Annotated in this window: 20 protein-coding genes and 1 pseudogene; 2 read left to right on the forward strand and 19 right to left on the reverse strand. The window is 39.5% G+C overall.

Translation table 11 applies throughout. The features are described from left to right. Window positions 1-178: 178 nt before the first annotated feature. The 5 genes and pseudogenes from BN1356_RS06700 to BN1356_RS06725 form a co-directional block, all read right to left on the reverse strand. Window positions 179-1,063, reverse strand: a complete 885-nt coding sequence (locus BN1356_RS06700; protein ID WP_093650636.1) for a shikimate dehydrogenase — start codon at window positions 1,061-1,063, stop codon at window positions 179-181. Between the two features lie 39 nt (window positions 1,064-1,102). After that, window positions 1,103-2,326 (reverse strand): MFS transporter, encoded by a 1,224-nt coding sequence (locus BN1356_RS06705; RefSeq protein ID WP_093650637.1) that lies wholly within the window; start codon window positions 2,324-2,326, stop codon window positions 1,103-1,105. Window positions 2,327-2,490: 164 nt separating this feature from the next. Beyond that, window positions 2,491-3,813: an MFS transporter gene (locus BN1356_RS06710; RefSeq protein ID WP_093650638.1), complete on the reverse strand. Its 1,323-nt coding sequence runs from the start codon at window positions 3,811-3,813 to the stop codon at window positions 2,491-2,493. Between the two features lie 134 nt (window positions 3,814-3,947). After that, window positions 3,948-4,804, reverse strand: a pseudogene (locus tag BN1356_RS06720) (SDR family NAD(P)-dependent oxidoreductase). 69 nt (window positions 4,805-4,873) lie between these two features. After that, a complete protein-coding gene (locus tag BN1356_RS06725; RefSeq protein ID WP_093650641.1) occupies window positions 4,874-5,716 on the reverse strand; it encodes a sugar phosphate isomerase/epimerase family protein in 843 nt (280 codons plus the stop codon). Window positions 5,717-5,871: 155 nt separating this feature from the next. Between BN1356_RS06725 and BN1356_RS06730 the strand changes: the two genes are divergently transcribed. Continuing rightward, complete coding sequence (locus tag BN1356_RS06730) at window positions 5,872-6,774, forward strand: LysR family transcriptional regulator (protein WP_093650642.1); 903 nt, start codon at window positions 5,872-5,874, stop codon at window positions 6,772-6,774. Window positions 6,775-6,830: 56 nt separating this feature from the next. Here BN1356_RS06730 and BN1356_RS13015 read toward each other — a convergent pair whose 3' ends face one another. From BN1356_RS13015 to BN1356_RS06765, 8 genes are all read right to left on the reverse strand, one after another. Continuing rightward, window positions 6,831-6,995 carry an LPXTG cell wall anchor domain-containing protein gene (locus BN1356_RS13015; protein ID WP_141651833.1) on the reverse strand — a complete coding sequence of 55 codons (165 nt, stop codon included), beginning with the start codon at window positions 6,993-6,995 and terminating at the stop codon, window positions 6,831-6,833. Continuing rightward, window positions 6,988-8,361, reverse strand: coding sequence for a PTS sugar transporter subunit IIC (locus tag BN1356_RS06735; RefSeq protein ID WP_093650643.1), 1,374 nt, complete (start codon window positions 8,359-8,361; stop codon window positions 6,988-6,990). The genes BN1356_RS13015 and BN1356_RS06735 overlap by 8 nt, the downstream gene beginning before the upstream one ends. A gap of 27 nt (window positions 8,362-8,388) precedes the next feature. Continuing rightward, window positions 8,389-8,835, reverse strand: a complete 447-nt coding sequence (locus BN1356_RS06740; protein ID WP_093650644.1) for a DUF3284 domain-containing protein — start codon at window positions 8,833-8,835, stop codon at window positions 8,389-8,391. A gap of 3 nt (window positions 8,836-8,838) precedes the next feature. Next, a complete protein-coding gene (locus tag BN1356_RS06745; RefSeq protein WP_093650645.1) occupies window positions 8,839-9,165 on the reverse strand; it encodes a PTS lactose/cellobiose transporter subunit IIA in 327 nt (108 codons plus the stop codon). A 2-nt stretch (window positions 9,166-9,167) separates the two neighbouring features. Continuing rightward, window positions 9,168-9,479 (reverse strand): PTS sugar transporter subunit IIB, encoded by a 312-nt coding sequence (locus BN1356_RS06750; RefSeq protein WP_093650646.1) that lies wholly within the window; start codon window positions 9,477-9,479, stop codon window positions 9,168-9,170. A 1-nt stretch (window position 9,480) separates the two neighbouring features. After that, the gene (locus tag BN1356_RS06755; protein ID WP_093650647.1) at window positions 9,481-11,493 is read right to left on the reverse strand and encodes a BglG family transcription antiterminator; all 2,013 of its coding nucleotides are present in this window, start codon (window positions 11,491-11,493) and stop codon (window positions 9,481-9,483) included. Window positions 11,494-11,591: 98 nt separating this feature from the next. Further along, window positions 11,592-12,683, reverse strand: coding sequence for a DUF871 domain-containing protein (locus BN1356_RS06760; protein ID WP_093650982.1), 1,092 nt, complete (start codon window positions 12,681-12,683; stop codon window positions 11,592-11,594). 7 nt (window positions 12,684-12,690) lie between these two features. Continuing rightward, window positions 12,691-14,088, reverse strand: coding sequence for a glycoside hydrolase family 1 protein (locus BN1356_RS06765; RefSeq protein ID WP_093650648.1), 1,398 nt, complete (start codon window positions 14,086-14,088; stop codon window positions 12,691-12,693). A gap of 275 nt (window positions 14,089-14,363) precedes the next feature. On the opposite strand from BN1356_RS06765, the gene BN1356_RS06770 reads away from it, so the two are divergent. Then, on the forward strand, window positions 14,364-15,620 hold the full coding sequence (locus BN1356_RS06770; RefSeq protein ID WP_176694213.1) for an ISL3 family transposase: 1,257 nt from the start codon (window positions 14,364-14,366) through the stop codon (window positions 15,618-15,620). Between the two features lie 135 nt (window positions 15,621-15,755). On the opposite strand, the gene BN1356_RS06775 is transcribed toward BN1356_RS06770, so the two are convergent. The 6 genes from BN1356_RS06775 to BN1356_RS06800 form a co-directional block, all read right to left on the reverse strand. Then, the gene (locus BN1356_RS06775; protein WP_093650649.1) at window positions 15,756-16,559 is read right to left on the reverse strand and encodes an ABC transporter ATP-binding protein; all 804 of its coding nucleotides are present in this window, start codon (window positions 16,557-16,559) and stop codon (window positions 15,756-15,758) included. A 10-nt stretch (window positions 16,560-16,569) separates the two neighbouring features. Next, window positions 16,570-17,466: an ABC transporter permease gene (locus tag BN1356_RS06780; RefSeq protein ID WP_093650650.1), complete on the reverse strand. Its 897-nt coding sequence runs from the start codon at window positions 17,464-17,466 to the stop codon at window positions 16,570-16,572. 161 nt (window positions 17,467-17,627) lie between these two features. Beyond that, window positions 17,628-18,602 (reverse strand): ABC transporter substrate-binding protein, encoded by a 975-nt coding sequence (locus BN1356_RS06785; RefSeq protein ID WP_093650651.1) that lies wholly within the window; start codon window positions 18,600-18,602, stop codon window positions 17,628-17,630. A 15-nt stretch (window positions 18,603-18,617) separates the two neighbouring features. Further along, a complete protein-coding gene (locus BN1356_RS06790) occupies window positions 18,618-19,583 on the reverse strand; it encodes an ABC transporter substrate-binding protein (RefSeq protein ID WP_093650652.1) in 966 nt (321 codons plus the stop codon). A 444-nt stretch (window positions 19,584-20,027) separates the two neighbouring features. Continuing rightward, window positions 20,028-20,369 (reverse strand): YlbF/YmcA family competence regulator, encoded by a 342-nt coding sequence (locus tag BN1356_RS06795; RefSeq protein WP_093650653.1) that lies wholly within the window; start codon window positions 20,367-20,369, stop codon window positions 20,028-20,030. An 8-nt stretch (window positions 20,370-20,377) separates the two neighbouring features. Then, window positions 20,378-21,484 (reverse strand): prephenate dehydrogenase, encoded by a 1,107-nt coding sequence (locus tag BN1356_RS06800; RefSeq protein WP_093650654.1) that lies wholly within the window; start codon window positions 21,482-21,484, stop codon window positions 20,378-20,380. Between the last annotated feature and the right edge of the window lie 9 nt (window positions 21,485-21,493).

The raw sequence follows: 21,493 nt of genomic DNA on the forward strand, positions 1-21,493 counted from the left end.
TAGGAAAATCAATCATAGAATAGAGCTATTTTATACTAAAAATAGATAAGATGAGGCGATTCAGATATACCTAATTTTAGGCAAGGAGCTTAAACAAAGAATAATTTTGATTTTCAAAAAGTATTAGCTTATCAAATGAAAAAAGTATAACTCACAAAAGTAAGATACACCTTTTTTCTTATTTATCATCAGCAAAAAGCAAATCCTTAATATATTCAACTGGCATATCCTCGCCAGTATGAAGTTTGAAAGCTTCTGCTCCTTGGTAAAGCATCATCCCCAAACCGTTAATGGCTTTTTTAGCGCCATGTTCCTTAGCAAATTTGAGCAATTCTGTTTCAGCTGGGCTGTAAACTACGTCAAAGACAACCAAATCAGGACGAATAACAGCTGGATCATTGATCAATTTTTGATCTTCTAATGGTTTCATCCCCACACCAGTAGCATCGATATAGATAGAGCTTTCTGCAATGGATTTGTAGAAGGCCTCCGTATCAGCCAAATCATGAACACTTGCTTTACATTCTGTGCGGCTGTTCAATTTTTCAACAGATGCCAATGCGTTATCAAAACAGTTATCTTTTATATTGAAGATACGAACTTCTTTAGCCCCATCTAAACCAAGTTGAATAGCAATGGCTGTACCAGCACCACCAGCACCAGAAAGGGTAATAATTTGATCCTTAATATCCACTCCTTCTTCTGCCAAGGCACGAACAGCTCCTGTACCGTCTGTGATGTGACCAACTAGATGACCTTTGCCATCCTTGTTGACAACGGTATTAACGGCTCCAACCAATTCAGCAGCTGGCGACAATTCATCCAAAAGTGGAAGAATAGCCTGCTTGTTTGGCATGGAAACATTAGAGCCACGTATGCCCAAATCACGAATACCTTGAACTGCTCCTGGCAATTCCTTGTTACCCACTTCAAAAGCAAGATAAGCATAGTTCAAACCAAGTTTGGCATAGGCTTCATTGTGCATTTTTGGAGACAAGGAATGACGAATTGGAGTCGCGATAAGTGAAACCAAGAGAGTATGACCTGATAAACGTTCTGCCATGAGTTGACCTCTTTCTAAAATTTAAAACTTAAAATATTATTATTGATAACCCTTTTTTTGAGGGTGGAAAATTTCCTGATAGCGCCTATATACAAAATAGAGACTAAAGGTTCCTAGGAAGGCTAAGATAAGGATTAATAGGAAGACATGATTGATATTTTTTTCTGCTAAAAGTCCTGTTAAATAAGGAATTCCCATAACAGAAATCGATGTTGCCAATGAGTAGTAACTGGTAATAAGACCACGTTTGAAAGGAAAGAATTCCAAAAGAACGGCTAATCCCAACTGCCAAATTCCCCCTGCCGCAAAGAAACCGACACAGAAGGTTGCAAACAAAACACTGTAATAGTTAGGTACAATCAGCATGAGTGCCAAAGCTGTTCCTGTAACAGAAGTACAAAACATCATAAAACGAGGCACATGAATACCACGGCTAACAATGAAGGAAGTCACAAAGACCGATACGAAAGAGAAAATACTATAGATACTGACCCATGTCAGACTATCTGCCTCTTTCATTCCTAAAGCTGATTGTGTATAAGTAGGAATCCATGTGATAAAGATATTAAATAGTGAAACAGATACGAAGGAAAAGACCATGAGAGCCATCCCTTCAATCTGAAATTTAGCCCCAGTTGGTTTATATGCTTCTAATATTGTATCATTAACATCCACTGTGACCACACGTCCATTAGAAACAGTTGGAAAAGGTAAACGTAAGAGAACAAAGAGATTGATAAGCATACAAAGGGCAGAAACCAAGAAAGTCCATCCAAAGTAGATATGATTGTTAAGCATAAAGCGCACAATAATTGGGAAAACAAACTGCCCCATGGAAATGAATGCCTTGTTGAGAACACTAAGTGCACTATTTCTAGAATGATCGTCGAAGGCCTCCACTACTACTGGATAAGTTGCCGTATCTAGAAAAGCATTACCAAATCCGGCAAAGATGGAGAAGATGAAAGCTAGATGATAATTTGGAGAATAGAGCAATCCGATAAAGAAGGCAATATAGGAAATAATTCCCAGAATAACAGCTGGTTTTCTCCCCATTCTGTCAGAAATGAGACCAGCTGTATTGATAGAGAGAATACGCCCCAGACCAACTGCACTCAGAACTAAGGTTACTTGACTGAGGCTAGCCCCCCATTGACTCCTTAGAATAGACATATTTTGAGAGACAATAATAGCTGCAATCCCTTGGAAAGCATAGTTTACATACAAACTGCTAATGGTAGGAATATACTTGTTGTGTTTCACAGAATGATTCCCCTTTATCCAATAAAATTTATTTGTCTTACTTTTAATAAGGATTATTCACTGATCAATTACGAAAATAATTTTTTCTCTATTAAAAGCCGATCCCTAGAATTACAAAGGCAGACTAAGGCGAATCGCCATAGCCTACATATTGGTATTATACACTATTTAGCGCTCTTTGAGTTTGAGAAGATAGAAACTCCAAAGATATGGCTATAGCGTTTCCCAACGAATGCCATAATCACCGCAGATAAAATACCAGTTACTGCCACGAAAATCATAATCATTTCGGCCTTACCGCTAGCAATCATACTAGATGCTGCTTGAGGTACGATATAGGAACCAAGAGCCATAACAAAGTAATAAACCGTTGTATTGAAACCTTTGTTTGATGTAAAGAACTGGTTGAGAACACCATTCCCCATTTGGAGAAGACCGCCTGCCGAACAGAAACCAACTACAATACCAGCAAATGTCAAGACCGTTGGACTTGGGAAAAAGAACACTGCAAGACCTGCCAAACCAGCAAAGATCGGTGAAATAACCAAGATTGAGATATCACGGATACCACGAGCCATCAGGAAGGAGAAGAAGATTGTCGCAACCAAGCCACCAAATTGATACCAAGATGTAACTGCTGCTGCCGCTGTCGAATCCATTGCTAAGACGTTTTGAGCATAGATTTTAGAAGCTTGTTGAAAAAGATAGAAGTTTGAGTAGATAGACAAGGCAAAGAGTGACAAGACGGTACCATCAATGATGAATTTTGCACGACTACTACTATTTGACGAAGCTGAATCAGCTGCAACTGGAGGTGCTTGGCGGTTCGCCAATTCTTTGATCGCCTGTGCAGGTTTAAGTCCTTCTGATTTTTGTAAATCCAAGTCTGGGAATGGAGCAAAGACTGAACCAAGGAAGACAAGGATGCTGAGGATAAATGGAAGCCAAATTCCAATTTCAGCTGACATGCTATTTGTCGCCAAGAAAGCTACAAACAATGGATACAAGATCGAAGAGACAGAGATAAATGTCTTACCTAAAACAGATGCTGTCGATTTGTTCTCTGGATACATTTCGAAAAGAGCTGGGTTCATGGAACCATCAAAGAGTGATGTCATCGCACCACCAACAAAGGCCAAAATATTGGCCATCATGATATTGTTTGCAAATAAGAAGCCAGCAAACATGACCACATAACCAGCTAAACCAGCAACTGCAACTGGTTTACGACCAATTTTATCTGATAAAGGACCAGAAAAAGTCAAGAAAGAGATTTTACCGATACCCGTCCATGCTACAGCACCCAATACTGCTGCTGTCGCTGCAGCCAATTTTTTCGCATCTGACAAATCAGCTGCATCAATCAAGCCCCATTTTGTCGCAAAGAACTGTGAGTTTTGTGAGATGATGATTGCTTGCATACCATGACAGAAGTAAGCCATCCAAAGCAAAATTGCTGTGAAATTGTATTTGTTATTCTTAAACATTGGATCCTAAATTCCTTTCAAAAAGAAGATACACAGGCAAAAAAGATTCTGTCTAGTCGCCTGTTCATTTCATAAATACAGCTGATAGCGATTGTTTTACCAATCACTTCAACTTTTTTGGGGGTTCTTAAAACCTATTTGTTACCTTTGATCCGCTCTAAGTAAGCATCATGTTCCTTGACTGCAAATTCACGTCGTCCACCTGGTTTTGGTGTTTGGTCTCCCATCATGATACCGAAACCACCTTCAACACGTAGTTCATGACCATTTGTATAATCTGAACGATCGCTAGCAAGATACATAACCGCATTGGCAATATCCATGGTATTACCGATACGCTTGTTGGCTGTCAAAGCTTTACGGCCTTCTTCTACTACAGGATCAGCATAGAAACTTTCTGACAATGGAGTTTTGACAAACATGGTTGGATACAGTTGGAACGTACACCAAATTGCCCCCATTCTGCTGCCATCTGACGTGACATCATATTGACACCTGCTTTTGTTGAACTATAAGCTGCTGAATAGGTTTCTGGGAAAACAGATGCGATGGTTGAAATATGAACCATAGTTCCTTTTCCCTGTTTGATAAATTGACGACCAAAACGTTGCGATACCAAGAAATAACCTGTCAAGTTGATATCCACAGTTTGACGCCATTCTTCTAAAGGTAGGTCTTCCAATGGACAAGCACGAAGCATAGCTGCCGTGTTAACCAAGATATCCACACGACCAAATTTTTCAAGGGCTTGAGCTACAGCACGATCCACTTCTTCTTCAGAAACTGAATTTGTTTTTACTGCAAGTGTTTGAACACCATATTCCTTCGCAATTTCTTCAGCATATTCAATCAATGCATCTTCACGAATATCCAAGAGAAGAATATTCGCTCCCTGTTTTGCAAATTCTTGAACGATAGTACGCCCCATCCCACCAACAGCACCTGTGACAGCTGCAACTTTTCCTTCAAGACCTAACCATTTATCTGACATTATAAACTCCTTCTAAACTACTAGTATACTTAAATTTTCAGAAAATTTCAAATTTTTATGAAGTTTTCTTTACTGACCCGGCAACTGCTCCGGCCAAGCTTCTTCCAAGACTTTGATGGTGTGTTCAAAAGTATAAACCGCTGCTTGTTCTAAACCACGACTAAGAATTTCATCTGAAATGACTTCTACACCAATTACTTTTGGATCAATTCCTGCTTCTTTGACCATTCGAAGAAAACCAACCGTATCTTTGGCTCCTGTACCTGGTGCTAAACGATCGTGCATAGATTCATCACGAAGGATAGAGAAAGCATATGGCCGCTGGTAAGCATCATTGATCTGGATAGAAATAACCTTAACTGCTTCTTCAGCTGTAAGGGCCCGATAAGGCTGATCTGCTCGTACCCAATGCCAAGTATCTAAAATTAGCATAGCATTTTCTGCACCAGAAGCTTTCACGACAGCAAATGCTTTATCAAAGTTAGGAAGACCAGAGTAAGGCATTGGTTCTACACCGATGATTCGATGACCTGCCCGTTCACACAATTCTTTCAATTTTTGTGCTGTATAGTCGATAGAATAGTTTTCCATCAAGCCACAGTTAATATGTCCAACTTTGAACAAATCACACATGTGAAAACACATTTGTTCCTTGTACTTCTGTTCATAGCTGCGATTTTCTTCTGCCCATTGAACGATATATTCAACTTCAGAAACGAAAATATCATATTTATCAAGAATGGCAAGGATGTCTTGATCTGTCAGACCTTCTTGAAGTGCATCCACATAAGTTTCAGCACGAAGACCAATTGCTTCATAACCGGCTTCCTTAGCAGCTTTAACCCTGTCTTCAAATCGACATTGATCACCCAGGGTCCATGAACTAATGGTGATTGGTGAAAGTTTAGACATAACCGTCCTCCTAGTTTGTTAATTATTTCACTTTCTATATTTTTTATTATAATGCAGCCTTATAAGAAAAACAAATTAGAAAAAAATTATGAATTAATAGATTTTTTCTATGGTTTGTGCTATACTGTGGGGGATTAGAAAACGGGGTGGACACTATGAATTTACAACATCTACGCTACTTCCTAGTTCTAGCAGACTTGGAACATTACACTGATGCTGCGAAAAGATTGCATATCACGCAGCCAACCTTGAGCCACGCTATTGCTACACTTGAAGAAGAAGTTCAAGTCCCCCTCTTTAAAAAGCAAGGTCGAAATATCATTTTGACCAACCAAGGAAGAGAATTTTATGCTACTGTCCAATCTTCCTTGGCTGTCCTTGATAAGGGGATTGAGCACTTACAGAAAAAGCATTCCAACAAACCGATTATCAATTTAACATTACTGCGTGTACTCGGACGAAAAGCTGTACCAAATTTAGTTCGTAAATTTATGGAAGCCTTCCCAGAGACTAATTCACGCTTTGATTTCCACAATGATAGCGGCATGTCAACAGATATGGTTGAGGGCGTACTCAATGATCGCTATGATTTGGCTTTTTGCTCAAAAATTGAAAACTATCCGACTATCTCCTTTATCCCTATCTTTGCTCAAGATATGGTCTTGATTGTTCCCAAAAAACATCCTCTTATCGATCAAGAAAATGTAACCATATCCGACACCCTACCCTATCCTCAGGTTTGGTTTTCTCCTCGAAGTGGCATGCGCCCTCTTATCGAACAAATTTATAGTAAGGAGAAAGAGCGCCCTCAAATTGCTTTTGAAGTTAGTGAAGATGAAACAGTTGCTGGTTTAGTATCACAGGGTTTCGGCTTAGCCCTGATGCCAAAACTAGACTTTCTCAATTCCCTTGAAGATATTGAAATCATTGAATTGGATGATTTAAAAAAAGCCCGCATCTATTATGCAGTCTATCGCAATAACAAACCTCTTAGCCAGGATTTGAGCAATTTTATCGATTTTATTGCTGCCAGAACTGAGTTAAGTGATATAATTTAAGACAAAAATAAGACGGCAACAAGTTCAACTTGCTACCGTCTTTTTATAACCAATTCTCACTTATTTTTATTCTTTTTCTTTGTTAGGTAGTAACCTAATGCAATCAAACTGATCCCTGAAATGATATTAAGGTACTTCCCATTCGTTAATGGACTAATAGCAACTAGGAAAAAACCTAGTGACAGTAGAAAGGTCGGCCAAGATGTCGATCCCTTATTCACTTGCTTTCACCTTATTGGACGCAATAACAAATGGTGTCCAGATGAGAAAGGCTATGAATAAGTTAAAGAGTGAGACCAAGGCAGCCATGATATTACCACCAGTTGCTAGATAAGCGTACAAGCCTGGAGGGGTAATCCAAGGAACCGCTGCGAAGACCGGTGGAATCAATCCTGCTGCTGTAGCCAGATAAGCGATGGTTGCACAGATTGGTGGGACAATCAACCATGGAATAACAAAAGTTGGATTCAATACCATCGGAATCCCAAATGTTACTGGTTCGTTTATATTGAAAATTCCCATTGGTGCAGACAATTTGGCAACTGCTCTGTGTTCTTCACGTTTTGAGAAGAGGAAGATAGCGATAATGAGGGCTAAAGTAACACCAGAACCACCCATTTGAGCATAAGCATCAAATGAACCACGTGTCCAAAGATATGGAAGATTGGCAACACTGTGAGTCGCATTGTAAGCTGCTGTATTTTCAGTTAAGGCAACAACGTAGATACCATCCATAACTGGTGCTAAAACATTGTGACCATGGATACCAAAGAACCAGAAAAGCTGAACCAAGAAGGTTAAGAGGATAACAGAACCCAAGCCCTGTGACAAACCGAGCAATGGCATTTGGACATATTTAGAAATTAAATCACTAAGCGACATACCTGACATGACAAAAATCAGATAAGCTACTATAGAAGTCGCATAGATCGCTGCGGTCCCCGGAATAATAGACGCGAAGGCTTTATTAACAGCAGGTGGTACTGTATCCGGCATTTTAATGATAATATTGCGTTTGGTCAAGGCAGCAAAGACAAATGCCGCTAGGAAACCAACAAAGAGAGCTGTAAAGAGACCGGTTGCCCCTGCATATTTAAGAGCGATGGCCCCCCATTGACTAGCTTCCAAACTCGAAACCCCATCAACAGTTGCGACTGTCAAACCTAGATCTTTTAAACCAGAAATCAAACTAGCACTAGCTTCTGTAAGAGGTGTAGAAATAGTCAATGACTGAGGAATGGTTGAGACAAAAGCTGCAAAGGTAACCAAACCACCCGCCAAAGGATTGACCTTGTGCATCAGTGATAGATTATAACCAAAAGCAAAAGCAAAGACTAGGGCCATGATACCAATTGTACCAAAATAAACATAACCATTGATATTGATGACTGGAGCCATAGCTGTGGCAAAGTCTGGATAGCCCATATTGGTCGGAATATCCCGTAAGAAAACGTTAAGCAAAACAGCAACAGATCCCGCCATGGTAATAGGCATCATGGCGATGAAGGAATCCCGAATAGCCACTAAGTGTCTCTGAGAGCCGATTCTCCCAGAAATATCCATGAATTTTTCAGAAAATGATGACATGAAATTTCTCCTTTATTTTTTTGAAAATTAGTTAAACGTTTGTTGTTGGACATAGTTAACTAGAGCCGTTAACTGAGCCTCAATTTTTCTTTCCAAACCCTTCTTAAAAAACAATCCAGCTATAAAGTCGTTTGTTTTCTGAGCAAAGGTTCCTTGTTCAACTTTCTGGCTATAGCAAATCTGTGTTTCAGTATCTGATATAGACTCCAGCTGATAAGAAATGGTTTGCTTGCCTCGGTTTGTTGAAAACACTACTTCATACAAGTTAGGACTATCAAGAGCTGTTAGAGTCACCTTACTACTACTTTGGTTTTTATTACCAAAATATTTAATGTAGGATAAACCCGGTCTTAAATCTTCCTCCTTTAAACTTTCTTTTGTATTTTGAACATAATCATCTACCAAAGACTTGGTAATTGCCTTAAAAATTGCCCTTGCTGGTAAGGAACATAATTTAGTGATTGAAATATCCATTCATCACCCTCCAAGTTGATCCATTCTCTCGTAAACTTCGACGACTTCTTTCGCCAAATCAATGAAGGTCAGAGCTGTCATCAGATGATCTTGTCCATGTACCATGAGTAAAGAAAGTTCAACCGAATCACCCGATGCTTCTTGCGTCAGCAAACTAGTTTGTGACTTATGAGCGACATTTAAAGCCTTTCTTGCCTTATCAAGGTATTCTCTTGCCTGGTCAAATTGCCCTGCTTTGGCACAGCGAATTGCTTCTACCGCATTGCCCTTGGCGTCGCCTCCGTGCATAATCAGCCCCATAACGGCTTCAAGATTTGAAGGTGTTGACATACTTAACCTCCAATCAATTCCAGAGCTGTTTTTAAAACATTTTCTCCATTCATAGTGCCATAATCCATCATGTTAATGTCAGCGACTTTTATAGCTGGCTCATAATTTTCCTTGTACTCTTTGAGCATAAAACGAACTTGTGGACCAACCAAGATTGCATCAACAGGCTTATTGGCCACTTCATCAGCCACTTCTGATACTGGAATAGCCCAAATAGTTGTTTCGACACCTTTTGCTTCCGCTGCTTTTTGCATTTTAGTGACCAACATACTGGTTGACATACCAGCATTACAAACTAATAAAATATGTTTCATATTAATTTCCTCCTCCCCTTAATAAGGGAATAAACAATTTTTTAAATATTTCAAAATTTGGATTCTCCAATAATTTTCTTTGCAAGGAAGTATTTTCCACAAAGTCAACTAATTTCGGAGAAACTTCTTTTAAAACGTCATTACGACTCATGGATGGAGAAATCAGAAAGACAAATCGTACATGAGGTGCGCTTTCACTCCACTCCAATGGAGTTTTGAAGATACCCACCACAATTTGCTCTTGAATACTGAGAGCTTTTGCGGGATGTGGAAAAGCTAATACTTCTCCAAAAACCACTGGACTCAGACTTTCTCTTAACTGTAATTGCTGATGGAAGGCCTCGATAAAACCAGCATTTTCAGCCTCTTTTAAACGGGCAATCATGATATCCAGGACCTCTTTCTTAGCCAACTTTTCATCAAAGACAAGAAATTGATCTGCTTGAAAGATTTCTTCCAGATTCAAATCTAGTTTCTCGGTTCTGCTTGCAAGATCAGATTTTGCATCAACTGGATGATTTTTTATAACTATATTATTTAGGCTAGTCTTTATCTTCTCTATATCTTTTTGATTTAAGAGAACTCCGACTTGAACAACAGGGACTAAGAAAAGGAGGCCTGAAAGATCGATGGAAGAAATAATTAAGTCAATGTCCTTGAAGTCACGTTGGGCCAAATCAAAGTAGCTGACCACATCCTCAATTTCTATATCTCTAGAAAATTCTCTTTCCAAACGATTTTTTAGCATGCGAGCACTACCGATACCTGTTGCACAAACAACCAATACTCGCTTTTTCTGCTGCTGACTCAATTTTTCAATCGTTGCCAAGACATGAAGGGCAATATAGACCCATTCATCATCACTGATTTCATAAGAAGCTAGTTCAGGAAGTTCCATAAAATACTCTTTGACCAAATCTAGGACAGGACCATATTCCTGTTTTATTTCATCAGTCAGTGGATTAAAGAGTTGGATATGATTAACCAAGCGAGAGAGCAGAGGAGCAAAGTGAGATTTTAGATTGTTGATAAGATGGCTATCTTCCTCAAGTGGTAGAGCCAATTCCTCGCCCATCTTTCTCAGAGCTAAACCGATATGTTCTTCTAAACTATCAAAGGAGGACGACGAATCATCCGAACCCAAGAAGTTACTTCTTCCCGAGCGAAGATGGATGGTGACATAGGCCACTTCTTGTTCAGGAAAATGAATGCCCAGTGTTGCATCTAAATCATTAATCATTGCTTGAGCAACTTGATATTCCTCGGTATTCAGGAGATTCTCTAAGCCACTTAGTGATTGAATAGGATGCCCTTTTTTCAAGCGTTTAATCGCTAATGCCAAATGAAGGACTAAATTATGAAGAATGAAATCTGCTAATTTTAAACCAGCATTTCGACTATGCTTTATTACAATATGAATGATTTCTGAAAGATGAACTTTTTCTAGTAACTCATCCCCTATAAGGGAGAAGACGGAACCATTAAAACTATCTAAAAAGAAATAATCTTTAATAAAGTGACGAGTATCTTCCTCCTTACCTTTCACATGGAAATGATTGTGTTCCACCTGTAAGGATAGGTTGTAACCTGCAATCATCTCACGAATATCCGCCAACATTTGAGATATACTGGTCTTACTGATAAAGAGTTCTTGTGATAAGCTTGCTAAACTGCATTCTCCACCTTCGAAGAAGAGTTTGTTGATAATGTAGCGTTCCCTATCATCCGCTACTTCTAATTTAGTCACATCGGATACCGCTCGATGCTGGTTTTTTTGCTCAATCCAAAAGGTATCAAAGGCAATAGCATCTTTTATCAAAAATTGAGTTCCCAAACTTTGCTTGGAAAGGAGCAGAGCTCCATGTTGTTCCAAAACTTCTTCCAACTGTTTGAGGTACTTGCGCACCGTTCGATCACTAAGGCCAACTGCTTTTGCAATCTCTTGACTACTTATATAAGAGCCCTGGTATTTCAGCAGAGCGGCCAAAATACTCATTTCTTTTTTGGATAACATCTCCACCCTATACTTTCATTTCCACTTATAGTCTTATTGTACCAAAGTTTGAAGATGATTTGGTAAGTAGTTTTTCCTTATTGTTAATGAAGATTACTTTAAGATTTTCTCCTTAAAAGAAAACTTTGCCAAGGCTGAATAAAATCTAGAATCAAAAGGCTCTCATCAGTCAACTGTCCCACATGATTTGCTTTTTCACTAATCTTAAATGCCTTCAGGGCAATCTGCAGTTCCCCCTTGTAGCGAGTATACAGATCGTTGTCTATGATGATGCTACCAGGCTGAATATTTCTTTCCTGGTCTCTTGGCGGAATCGACTCTTTCCCATACTTTACGCGGGGCCAAGTCGACCGAATCAGATATTCCGAAACATCTCCTCGATAGACATGGTCATAATCTAGAATTTTTTGTTCTGTTTCTGTCAAGCATAAGCTGCTCTCATATTCCATAACAAGAGCTTCTCGTCCAATGGTTTCAGCTAAGACCGCCAATTCTTTTTCCTCAATAAATTGATTGGAAATAATAATATTATCAAAAAGGCCGGTTGCTTTTAGAACTTCTGCCTGTAGCCAGATAGGAGCATAGCGCAATTCTTCTAAGGTTGGAAGGCCTTCTGTTACAGGCCATGGACCTTCTGTTGCAGTATTGGCGCTAAGAAAAACGGAGGAAACCAACCGATGTTCCTTATAAAATCGGGACATCTCCATAAAATGAGCTCTGGATAGAGCCGTATACTCATGAGGATAAAAATTATGGCAACAAATCAAGTTTTCCATCTTAGCTCCAGCGTCAATGAGGTCTAAGAGGAGACTTTTATCCGTACTAGAGTTGAGTTCAATTTTAATTCCATGAGGATTCTCAGTCAATCTAACAATTTCTACTAGAGGTAGGGCCTCATCTAAACGAATACCCGCCAAACCAAATTCATGAGCTTTTGCTATAATCTGACCAGTCCAACGATTATTGGCTACAAAATCTGGACTAATATCAGCGACAACTTCTATTCCCTTGTCGTTTGCATAAGCAATGATCTGCTTGTAGAGTGCAACGATGGCCTGACTTTCCTCCCCAAATTGGAGCAAACTCAAAAATAAGCGCTTAGCTCCATAGCGGCTGAGTAAATCGATATAGTCTAGTGACTTATCCAGCGAATGTCTTTCAGGGTAAAGAGAAAAACCTAATTTAACCATAAGAGCCCTACTTTCTAAAGCCATTGTTCTGACTCAATTCCTTAAACCAATAACCTGATTTTTTGATAATCCGTTCTTCTGTCTCTAAGTCAAGTTCAATCAATCCATATCGATTTTTATAGGCATTTAACCAAGACCAGCAATCAATAAAGGTCCAGAGCATATACCCCTTACAATTACTTCCACCTTGAATAGCACGATGGAGCTCAATCAAGTGGTCCTGGATAAATTCAATTCGGTAATCATCTTGAATAAAACCATTCTCCCTGAATTTTTCTTCACCTTCAACACCCATACCATTTTCAGTAACTAGCCATTCGATATTGCCATAGTTTTCTTTCAGATTCATTCCGATATCATAGATGCCCTTCTCATAGATCTCCCAACCACGGTGAGGGTTGATTTTTTTACCAGGCATATCATAAGGAGCAAAGAATGATTCCAATGTTAGTTTATCTTTTGGTCCTTCATCTGGCGCTTGGACTCTCAACGGTTGATAATAATTGACGCCTAAAAAATCAACCTTATTATCATTTATAATGTCTAACTCCTCTGGAGTCCATTGAGGTAGCAAATCATGTTCTTTCAGGATTGAAATCAATTCTTCCGGATAATAGCCTAAAACGGACGGGTCTAGAAAACTCTTTGTTTGAAAGAGTTCCGCAATTTTTGCAGCCTTTTTATCCTCTTTGCTATCACTTCGTGGATATGCAGGAGTTAAATTAAGTACAACACAGATTTTATAATCAGAATGAGTTTCATGACAAGCTTTAACAGCTAAAGAACTGGCTAATTGCGTATTATAGGCCACTTGTACAGCTGCTTTCATATCCACTTTACACGGATAATGGTAATTACCCAAATAGCCACATTCGACAGGAACAATTGGTTCATTAAAGGTAATCCAACTATCTACTAAATCTCCAAAGAGTTCAAAACAGGTTTTAGCATAGGCTTCAAAGGCATAGACAATCTCCTTACTTTCCCAGCCACCAAGTTCTTGTAGACAATAGGGTAAATCAAAGTGATAGAGGTTAACAATCAATTTAACTCCCTCTTCTTTGATAGCCGAAAAAGCTTCTCTATAAAATTGAATAGCCTCTTGATTAATATTCCCTTTTCCAGATGGAATTAAGCGTGACCACTGGATAGAAGTGCGAAAAACCGTATGACCTGTATCATTTAAAAGCTTAATATCACTTTTGTAATGCTTGTAAAAAGTCGATGTATTTTCAGGGCCAATTTCAGCATAGAATCTCTCTGGTTCAATACTATACCAGTAATCCCAGTTGCTCATTCCCTTACCATCACCCTCAACAATCCCTTCAGTTTGTGGACCAGATGTTGAAGATCCCCAGAGGAATCCATCCGGAAACTGATATATCTTTTCAGTGATATCACTCATATTATTTCTCCTTTTTATTTCTTAGCTCCATTATAGGTCCAAAAATGAGAAATGTAAACTGCTTCTAAGAAAGACTTTTTCCTAATTGTTACGGAAAGAAAGGTAAGATTGACTAAAAAATCCTTACACTATAAAAGACCTAGAATCACGGGCTCTATAATTTCTGTAGTGGGTAAGACCACTATGGAGGTTATGGAGCCTTTTTGAGTGTATACAAAAAGTCCCATATGACCTATAATGAAAAGCGACAAAACCATCATTTTAGAAAGACTCATATGGAACAATTTGATTTTATCACAAACTTACTTGGAATAAAAGACCCTAATATCACCATTTCAGATTATGTGGACGCTGGAACTCATAAAGAAGTCATCGCTAAACTTGACTATCCGGCTCCTAAATGCCACAACTGTCATGGTCAGATGGCTAAATATGACCTCCAAAAAGAATCTAAAATCCCCTATCTGGAATGTGCTGGATATAAGACCTTAATTCGTTTAAGGAAACGTCGTTTTCGTTGTCAGGATTGCGGAAAAATAGCTGTCGCAGAAACTTCTCTGGTCAAGAAGAATCATCAAATACCAGCTATTGTTAACCATAAGATTGCTCAAAAGCTGATTGAGAAAGCTTCTATGACAGACATCGCTGAATGCTTGGCCGTATCCACTTCAACAGTCATTCGCAAACTCAAGGAGTTCCAATTCAAGACTGACCTAACTTGGCTCCCAGCTCACATGAGCTGGGATGAATATAGTTTCAAGAAGGGCAAAATGAGCTTCATCGCACAAGATTTTGACTCGCTTACTATCTTAGCTATTCTAGATGGACGAACACAAACGACCATTCGCAATCACTTCCTCCGCTATTCCAGACAGGTGAGAAACCGAGTCAAAGTCATCACTATGGACATGTTTAGTCCTTACTACGATATCGCTAAAAAATTATTTCCAAACGCTAAAATTGTCCTCGATCGCTTTCATATCGTCCAACATATGAGTCGGGCCATGAACCATCTGCGCATCCAAATCATGAAGCAGTTTGACAGAAAATCTCATGAATACAAGGCGCTAAAAAGCTACTGGAAACTCATTCAACAGGATAGCCGTAAACTCAGCGATAAACGCTTTTATCGCCCTACTTTTCGGATGCATTTAACCAACAAAGAGATTCTTAAAAAACTACTTTCTTACTCGCAGGAACTTCGAGAACACTATGAACTTTACCAACTATTGCTTTTTCATTTTCAAAAGAAGCAAGCTGAACATTTCTTTGACCTCATTGAGGAGCTGCTTCCCAGCGTAAATCCCATCTTTCAAACTATTTTTAAAACCTTTTTGAAGGATAAGGACAAGATCATTAACGCATTAGAACTCCCCTATTCAAACGCCAAACTAGACGCTACTAACAACCTCATCAAAGTCATTAAGCGTAATGCCTTTGGTTTCCGGAACTTTGACAACTTTAAATTAAGAATTCTCATCGCTTTGAACATCAAAAAGAAGAGAACCAAGTTGGTCCTCTCCAGGTTATGACTTTTCAGCAACCCACTACAGTTGACAAAGAGCCGAATCACGTCGTTTAAAGCGCAATTCTAAGTCTTTTTTATTCCTCTATCTGATAAGTATTGCCTCAGAGCTGAATTTTTTCTCCATCTCTAATTTATCCCACTAATTCAAAATCAACTCATCATTTGACAGTACCTGCCCACTATTTTTATGGAAAAGGTCCATCAGATGTTGAACGGTAAGATTTTTCTTTTCCTCACCTCTAACATCCACAACGATGCGGCCTTGGTGCAACATCACCAAGCGATTGCCAAATTCAATAGCATTTTCCATGTTGTGGGTTATCATTAAGGTTGTCAACTGGTGATTTTCAACAATCTTCTTGGTCAAATCCATAACCATATCAGAGGTTTTTGGGTCAAGAGCCGCTGTATGTTCATCCAAGAGCAAGAGTTTTGGTTTAACCAAAGCAGCCATCATCAGAGTCAAAGCCTGACGCTGACCACCTGATAAGAATTGTGTATCTACTTTGAGACGGTTTTCTAGACCTAGCCCCAATTCTTTCAAAGATTCCTTGAAAATCTGCCGCTCACTGTCCTTAACTCCCCAACTCAAACCGCGAGCCAAACCGCGACGATAAGCAATGGCCATATTTTCCTCAATAGTCAGGCGCGATGCTGTTCCCATTTTTGGATCTTGAAAGACACGCGCAATATCCTTGGCACGTTTGGCTGCGGGAATATTCTTGATGGACTTGCCCTCCAAGAGAATGTCTCCCTGATCAACTGTCAGAGTACCAGCTAAAGAGTTCATCAAAGTTGATTTACCCGCTCCGTTACCACCAATAATGGAGATAAAATCTCCCTCTTGCACATCCAATTCCATACCGCGAAGAACGTGGTTTTCATTAATCGTTCCGGCTTCAAATGTTTTATGAATGGATTGGATAGATAAAATTGTGTTCATAATAACCTCCCTAAGCTGTTTTGTCCGTACCAGCTAAAGGACGGATTTTGAATTTCTTCTGTAATTCTGGAACAAAAAGAACAGTTGCTAAAAGAATCGCTGAGAAAAGTTTGACCAAATCAGCATCCATACCTGGTATTTCTAAGATTGCCAAGATAATCATACGGTATAGTACAGATCCAAGGACGACAGAGGCTAAACGCCAACCGATACTGAGATTACGTAGAATAACTTCCGCAATAATAACAGATGCCAGACCAATAACGATCGTTCCTGTACCGGAGTTTAAGTCTGCGTAGCCATTGTTTTGGGTCAAGAGAGCGCCACAGAGAGCGATGAGACCGTTTGATAGCATGTAACCGTATATTTTCATATGGTCGACATTGATTCCATTGGCTTCACTCATGGGGATGTTGTCGCCGGTTGAACGAAGGGCTAAACCAACTTGCGTCTTCATCAGCAGGGTCAACAAAAGAATCACAACGACTACAAAAATAGCACCGATGACCAAAACCGCATTGGTTTTTGTCAAACCCATATCTTGCAACTGCGTTACCAAAGTTTTTTGACGTAAAAGGGCAACATTCGCCTTGCCCAAAACCTTGAGATTGATAGAATAAAGACCAGTTAGGGTCACAATACCTGTCAAAAGAGCGGGAATTTTCATTTTTGTATGCAGGAGGCCTGATACCAAACCAGCTGCCATTCCACCTACAAATCCAAGTAGAGTCGCTAGAAGGGGATTCAGACCAGATACGATACTGGTTGCACAGATAGCAGCACCAAGGGGGTAAGCCCCTTCTGCTGTCAAATCTGCAATATCTAAAATACGGTAAGTCAGGTAAACTCCAATGGCCATGATTGACCACAAGAGTCCCTGTGATAAACTTGATAAAATTAAATCCAAAATATTCTCCTTAAAGAAAGATAGAAAAAAGGGAAATGAACAGTCAAAAAATCTATTTCGCCATGTAGGCTTGCAGGAAAGATAAGCTATTTTTTGATCGAATCATTTGCTCGTCCTCCGTTCAAACAATTAGCATCTTCAAACTCTTAGAAGCTAGATGACTATTTTGTAACAGATAATTTAGAAACGTCAATTCCTAGCTTATCTGCCATTTCTTTATTGACATGCAAGCTAACAGTCTCTGGGTATTCAACTGCCAAATCAGAAGGCTTGTCACCCTCAATCACTTTAATGGCCATTTTAGCTGTTTGACGCCCCAAAGCTTCGTAGTTCGTACCGTAAGTCAAGAGACCACCAGCATCGATCATGTCTGTGGAACCGCCAATAACGGGAACCTTGTACTCAATAGAAAGTTCACCAATCAAGGTCATGGTGGAAGCCACAGTATTGTCAGTTGGTACAAAGACCGCATCTACATCTTTCATGAGACTTGTTGTAGCATCCTGAACATCATTGGTTGTTGAAATACCTTTGAGCACGATTTTGTAACCAGCTTTTTCCAAAAGTTTTTTTGCTTCTTCTACTTGCACTTCTGAATTGCGCTCACTAGTTGTGTAAAGAATCCCAACTGTTTTAGCACCTGGAACAGCCTGCCCTAGTAATTCAACTTGTTTATTGATAGGAGCTTGATCACTAGTACCCGTTAAGTTTCCACCTGGTTTTTCGAGAGAGTCAACCAAGTCAGCCGACAAGGGATCTGTTACCGCTGTAAATAAAATTGGAACTTCTGAGGAAGCAGTAGCCAAACTTTGTGCAGAGGGTGTCGCGATAGCAAGAACGAGATCATTCTTACCCACTAATTGCTCTGAAATGGTTTGAAGATTGGCTTGATCACCTTGTGCATTTTGGTAATCCACTTTGATTTTATCATCTTCTTTATAACCATTTTCTTCTAATTCAGCTAGAAAACCCTTCCGAGCTGCCATCAAGGAATCATGTTCCATATATTGTAAGATTCCCACGTGGATTGTATCACCTGTCGTATCTTTGCTAGTACTTGAACCACAAGCTACCAATGGTAAAGCAGTTAGGGTCAATAAAGAAGCTGTGATGAGTGTTTTAAGAGACTTTTTCATTTTCATTTCCTCGCTTTATTTTGTTAATTTCTGAATCGTTTCAGCCTCGATGCCGAGGGCTTTTGCCATCTCTTGGTTGACTGCAATCGCTGCGGTCTCAGGTTTTTGAACTGATAAATCAGCTGGATCTTTTCCATCCAATATTTCAAGGGCCAATTCCCCAGCTTGAACACCAATGGCATGGTAATCTACTCCGTAAGTAAAGAGAACTGCTTCCAAGACAGCTTCATCGCTTCCAATAGCTGGAACTTTCTTATCTTTCAAGATTTCACCAATGGTAGATGCTGTTGAGGCAACGGTATTATCCGTTGGCAGGTAAATGGCATCTACCTGATTAGCCAAAGATGTCATCACTTGTTGCACATCATTGGTTGAAGTTACTGTTTTAATAACAACCGTTTTTCCTAATGCCTCCAAAGCTTTTTGTGCTTCTTTGGCTTGTACCTCAGAATTGACTTCACTCGAATTGTAGAAGATTCCAATTGTTTTTGCTTCTGGAACTACCTTGACTAGCATGTCCACTTGTCCTTTGACGTCAGTAGCATCGATAGATCCCGTCATATTTCCTCCGGGTTTCTCAAGGCTATCTACCAAGCCTGCAGATACAGGATCTGTCACAGCCGTGAAAACAGCTGGCGTTTCTTGGTCCACATTAAGAAGAGCTTGAGCTGCAGGAGTCGCAATGGCAAAGTTCAAATCATTTTTGCCTGCCAATTGGTCGACCATGGTCTGCAGATTCGCTTGATCTCCTTGCGAATTTTGAAGGTCGACTTTCAAGTTTTCACCTTCAACATAACCTCCTTTCTCCAAAGCTTCTAAAAAGCCTTTGCGTGAGGAAGAAAGTGCATCGTGTTCAGCATATTGAATAATCCCTACCGAAATTGTCTCTTCATTCTTGGAAGAGGAATTGGAACCGCAGGCTACTAGAGCCAGAGTTGATAAACAGGCCAGAGAGGTCAGTGCAAACTGTTTAAACTTCATCATTATTCTCCTATTTTTTATTTCCTTAATAAACTGAACTAGATAATATCTTATACTAGACAAGACAAAATAAAGGGACCTTTTAGAATAATCTAAAGGGTCCCTTTTACTACTGTAAAATGAAAAACAGATTGAGTTTGGTGCCCTATTAGATTTTCATCTATTTTGGCACACGATGAATAACCACAGCCAAATAGATACAAACATTACGTTTCACGTGTCTGTATCCATGGTCACCATGTCTACAAACACTATCTAAAGTAGCCGTAGTAATACGCTTGATTGTTCGTAAGATCTTGACTGGTCAATAGCATACGATATCTCTCTTTCTCATTTCTTTTAAGGTTTTTTAATATGATAATCGATTTTTTTTTATTTGTCAAGACATTTTTGTTAAAAATTCATTTTTTTCAGAAAATTTCGATTTGAGAGATAATTCCATCCTTACTTCATCAAATCCTGTAAGGGTCTGAAAATAATTTTTTCCAAATCAGACATATAAATAGACAAGTGTTGCTGTTTAGCGAAATAATCCGAGACTAAAGGATTGGCTTGAACTTTTTGATGAATTTCCTCCATGCGTTTTTGCATGTCTGCGCTTGGCATTTGTCCAGTCTGCATAAGTCCTTGCAATTCAGTCTGAAAGCCCAAATAATCATCCAAGATAGCTTTTGCATCTGTATCAGAATTAAGGGATACTTTTACCGCTTCTACTGCCTTGTATTCTGGCAAAAGACGGATTGCTCGGTCCAATTCATTGGCTAAATCATAGATATTATGTGTCATTTTTTCTCCTAACTAATAGTGATTGGATAAGAAGTCTTGGTACGGATAACGGACGCAGCCCGGTCCAAATCTTCTTTATTTTTAAAGGTAATCTGTAAGATTCCATCGATATCTTCGCGATTTTCTTCATTGATGCGGATATTGACCACTGATATTCCACGAAGTAATTCCAAAATTTGGAGGATAACATCCTCCTGGTCTGGAATAGTGATGAAGATGTCAAAGAAACTATCCACTCCGGCTCGTTTATGAATTTCCATCTCTTTTCGAGTTCGCCGTCCCTTGTCAAAAAAATCCCAAATGGCATCGGTATCCCGGCTAGCAAGCAAATTAGAAATATGACTTAGGCGACTTTGAAACTCAGCAATTCGTTCCAAAACAGGCTCTGGATTGGTCATGAGAATACTGGTCCACATGCCGGGTTCACTTTCTACAATCCTAGTCATATCTCGAAAACCACCTGCTGCAAAATTGTTGGTAAAAGGATGGTCCAAAGCGTATTCACCCGCTTGGTTCATGAGACTGGAAGCGAGGATGTGAGGAAAATGAGAAACCTGACTAGTTACCCGGTCATGTTCCTGGGCATCCATTTCAATAAAGCGGGCATGGAGCCCTGAAAAGAGATCCGTTAAACGTGCAATGGCATCCTTTTGGGTCCTACTGGTTTTAGTAAAAATATAATAAGCATTCTCAAAAAGATTGATATCTGCTGAGATAGCTCCCGTCTTATGACTACCGGCCATGGGATGTCCACCGATAAAGTTGATACCAGCTGGACCTAAATACTTTTCAGCTGCCTGACAAATTGCCTCTTTTGTGGAACCAGCATCAGTTACTAATACTTTCTCTTTGAGTGGCAGCGTGGCTAATTCCTCTAAAAAAGCAATAGTCTGTTCAATCGGAACAGCCAAGATAATGATATCCGCCCGGTCAGCAAAAGCTGCAAAATCATCTGTCGCTTCATCAACGAATCCTTGCTCTAAAGCAATTCTTCTCGATTTCTCACCACGATTATAGCCTAGAATCCGATAATCAGGATGGTCTCGACGAATCCCCAAAGCTAATGAGGAACCAATCAAGCCTAAACCAACTATGTAAATCGTTTTCTGCCCCATAATTTTCCT

Source organism: Streptococcus varani (genome assembly GCF_001375655.1).
Lineage (GTDB): Bacteria > Bacillota > Bacilli > Lactobacillales > Streptococcaceae > Streptococcus > Streptococcus varani.

Bases quoted from the DNA above. Each gene is read 5' to 3' on its own strand.
- BN1356_RS06700 (WP_093650636.1), bottom strand. From the start codon at position 1,063: ATGGCAGAACGTTTATCAGGTCATACTCTCTTGGTTTCACTTATCGCG.
- BN1356_RS06710 (WP_093650638.1), bottom strand. From the start codon at position 3,813: ATGTTTAAGAATAACAAATACAATTTCACAGCAATTTTGCTTTGGATG.
- BN1356_RS06725 (WP_093650641.1), bottom strand. From the start codon at position 5,716: ATGTCTAAACTTTCACCAATCACCATTAGTTCATGGACCCTGGGTGAT.
- BN1356_RS06730 (WP_093650642.1), top strand. From the start codon at position 5,872: ATGAATTTACAACATCTACGCTACTTCCTAGTTCTAGCAGACTTGGAA.
- BN1356_RS06735 (WP_093650643.1), bottom strand. From the start codon at position 8,361: ATGTCATCATTTTCTGAAAAATTCATGGATATTTCTGGGAGAATCGGC.
- BN1356_RS06740 (WP_093650644.1), bottom strand. From the start codon at position 8,835: ATGGATATTTCAATCACTAAATTATGTTCCTTACCAGCAAGGGCAATT.
- BN1356_RS06745 (WP_093650645.1), bottom strand. From the start codon at position 9,165: ATGTCAACACCTTCAAATCTTGAAGCCGTTATGGGGCTGATTATGCAC.
- BN1356_RS06750 (WP_093650646.1), bottom strand. From the start codon at position 9,479: ATGAAACATATTTTATTAGTTTGTAATGCTGGTATGTCAACCAGTATG.
- BN1356_RS06755 (WP_093650647.1), bottom strand. From the start codon at position 11,493: ATGTTATCCAAAAAAGAAATGAGTATTTTGGCCGCTCTGCTGAAATAC.
- BN1356_RS06760 (WP_093650982.1), bottom strand. From the start codon at position 12,683: ATGGTTAAATTAGGTTTTTCTCTTTACCCTGAAAGACATTCGCTGGAT.
- BN1356_RS06765 (WP_093650648.1), bottom strand. From the start codon at position 14,088: ATGAGTGATATCACTGAAAAGATATATCAGTTTCCGGATGGATTCCTC.
- BN1356_RS06770 (WP_176694213.1), top strand. From the start codon at position 14,364: ATGGAACAATTTGATTTTATCACAAACTTACTTGGAATAAAAGACCCT.
- BN1356_RS06775 (WP_093650649.1), bottom strand. From the start codon at position 16,559: ATGAACACAATTTTATCTATCCAATCCATTCATAAAACATTTGAAGCC.
- BN1356_RS06785 (WP_093650651.1), bottom strand. From the start codon at position 18,602: ATGAAAAAGTCTCTTAAAACACTCATCACAGCTTCTTTATTGACCCTA.
- BN1356_RS06790 (WP_093650652.1), bottom strand. From the start codon at position 19,583: ATGAAGTTTAAACAGTTTGCACTGACCTCTCTGGCCTGTTTATCAACT.
- BN1356_RS06795 (WP_093650653.1), bottom strand. From the start codon at position 20,369: ATGACACATAATATCTATGATTTAGCCAATGAATTGGACCGAGCAATC.
- BN1356_RS06800 (WP_093650654.1), bottom strand. From the start codon at position 21,484: ATGGGGCAGAAAACGATTTACATAGTTGGTTTAGGCTTGATTGGTTCC.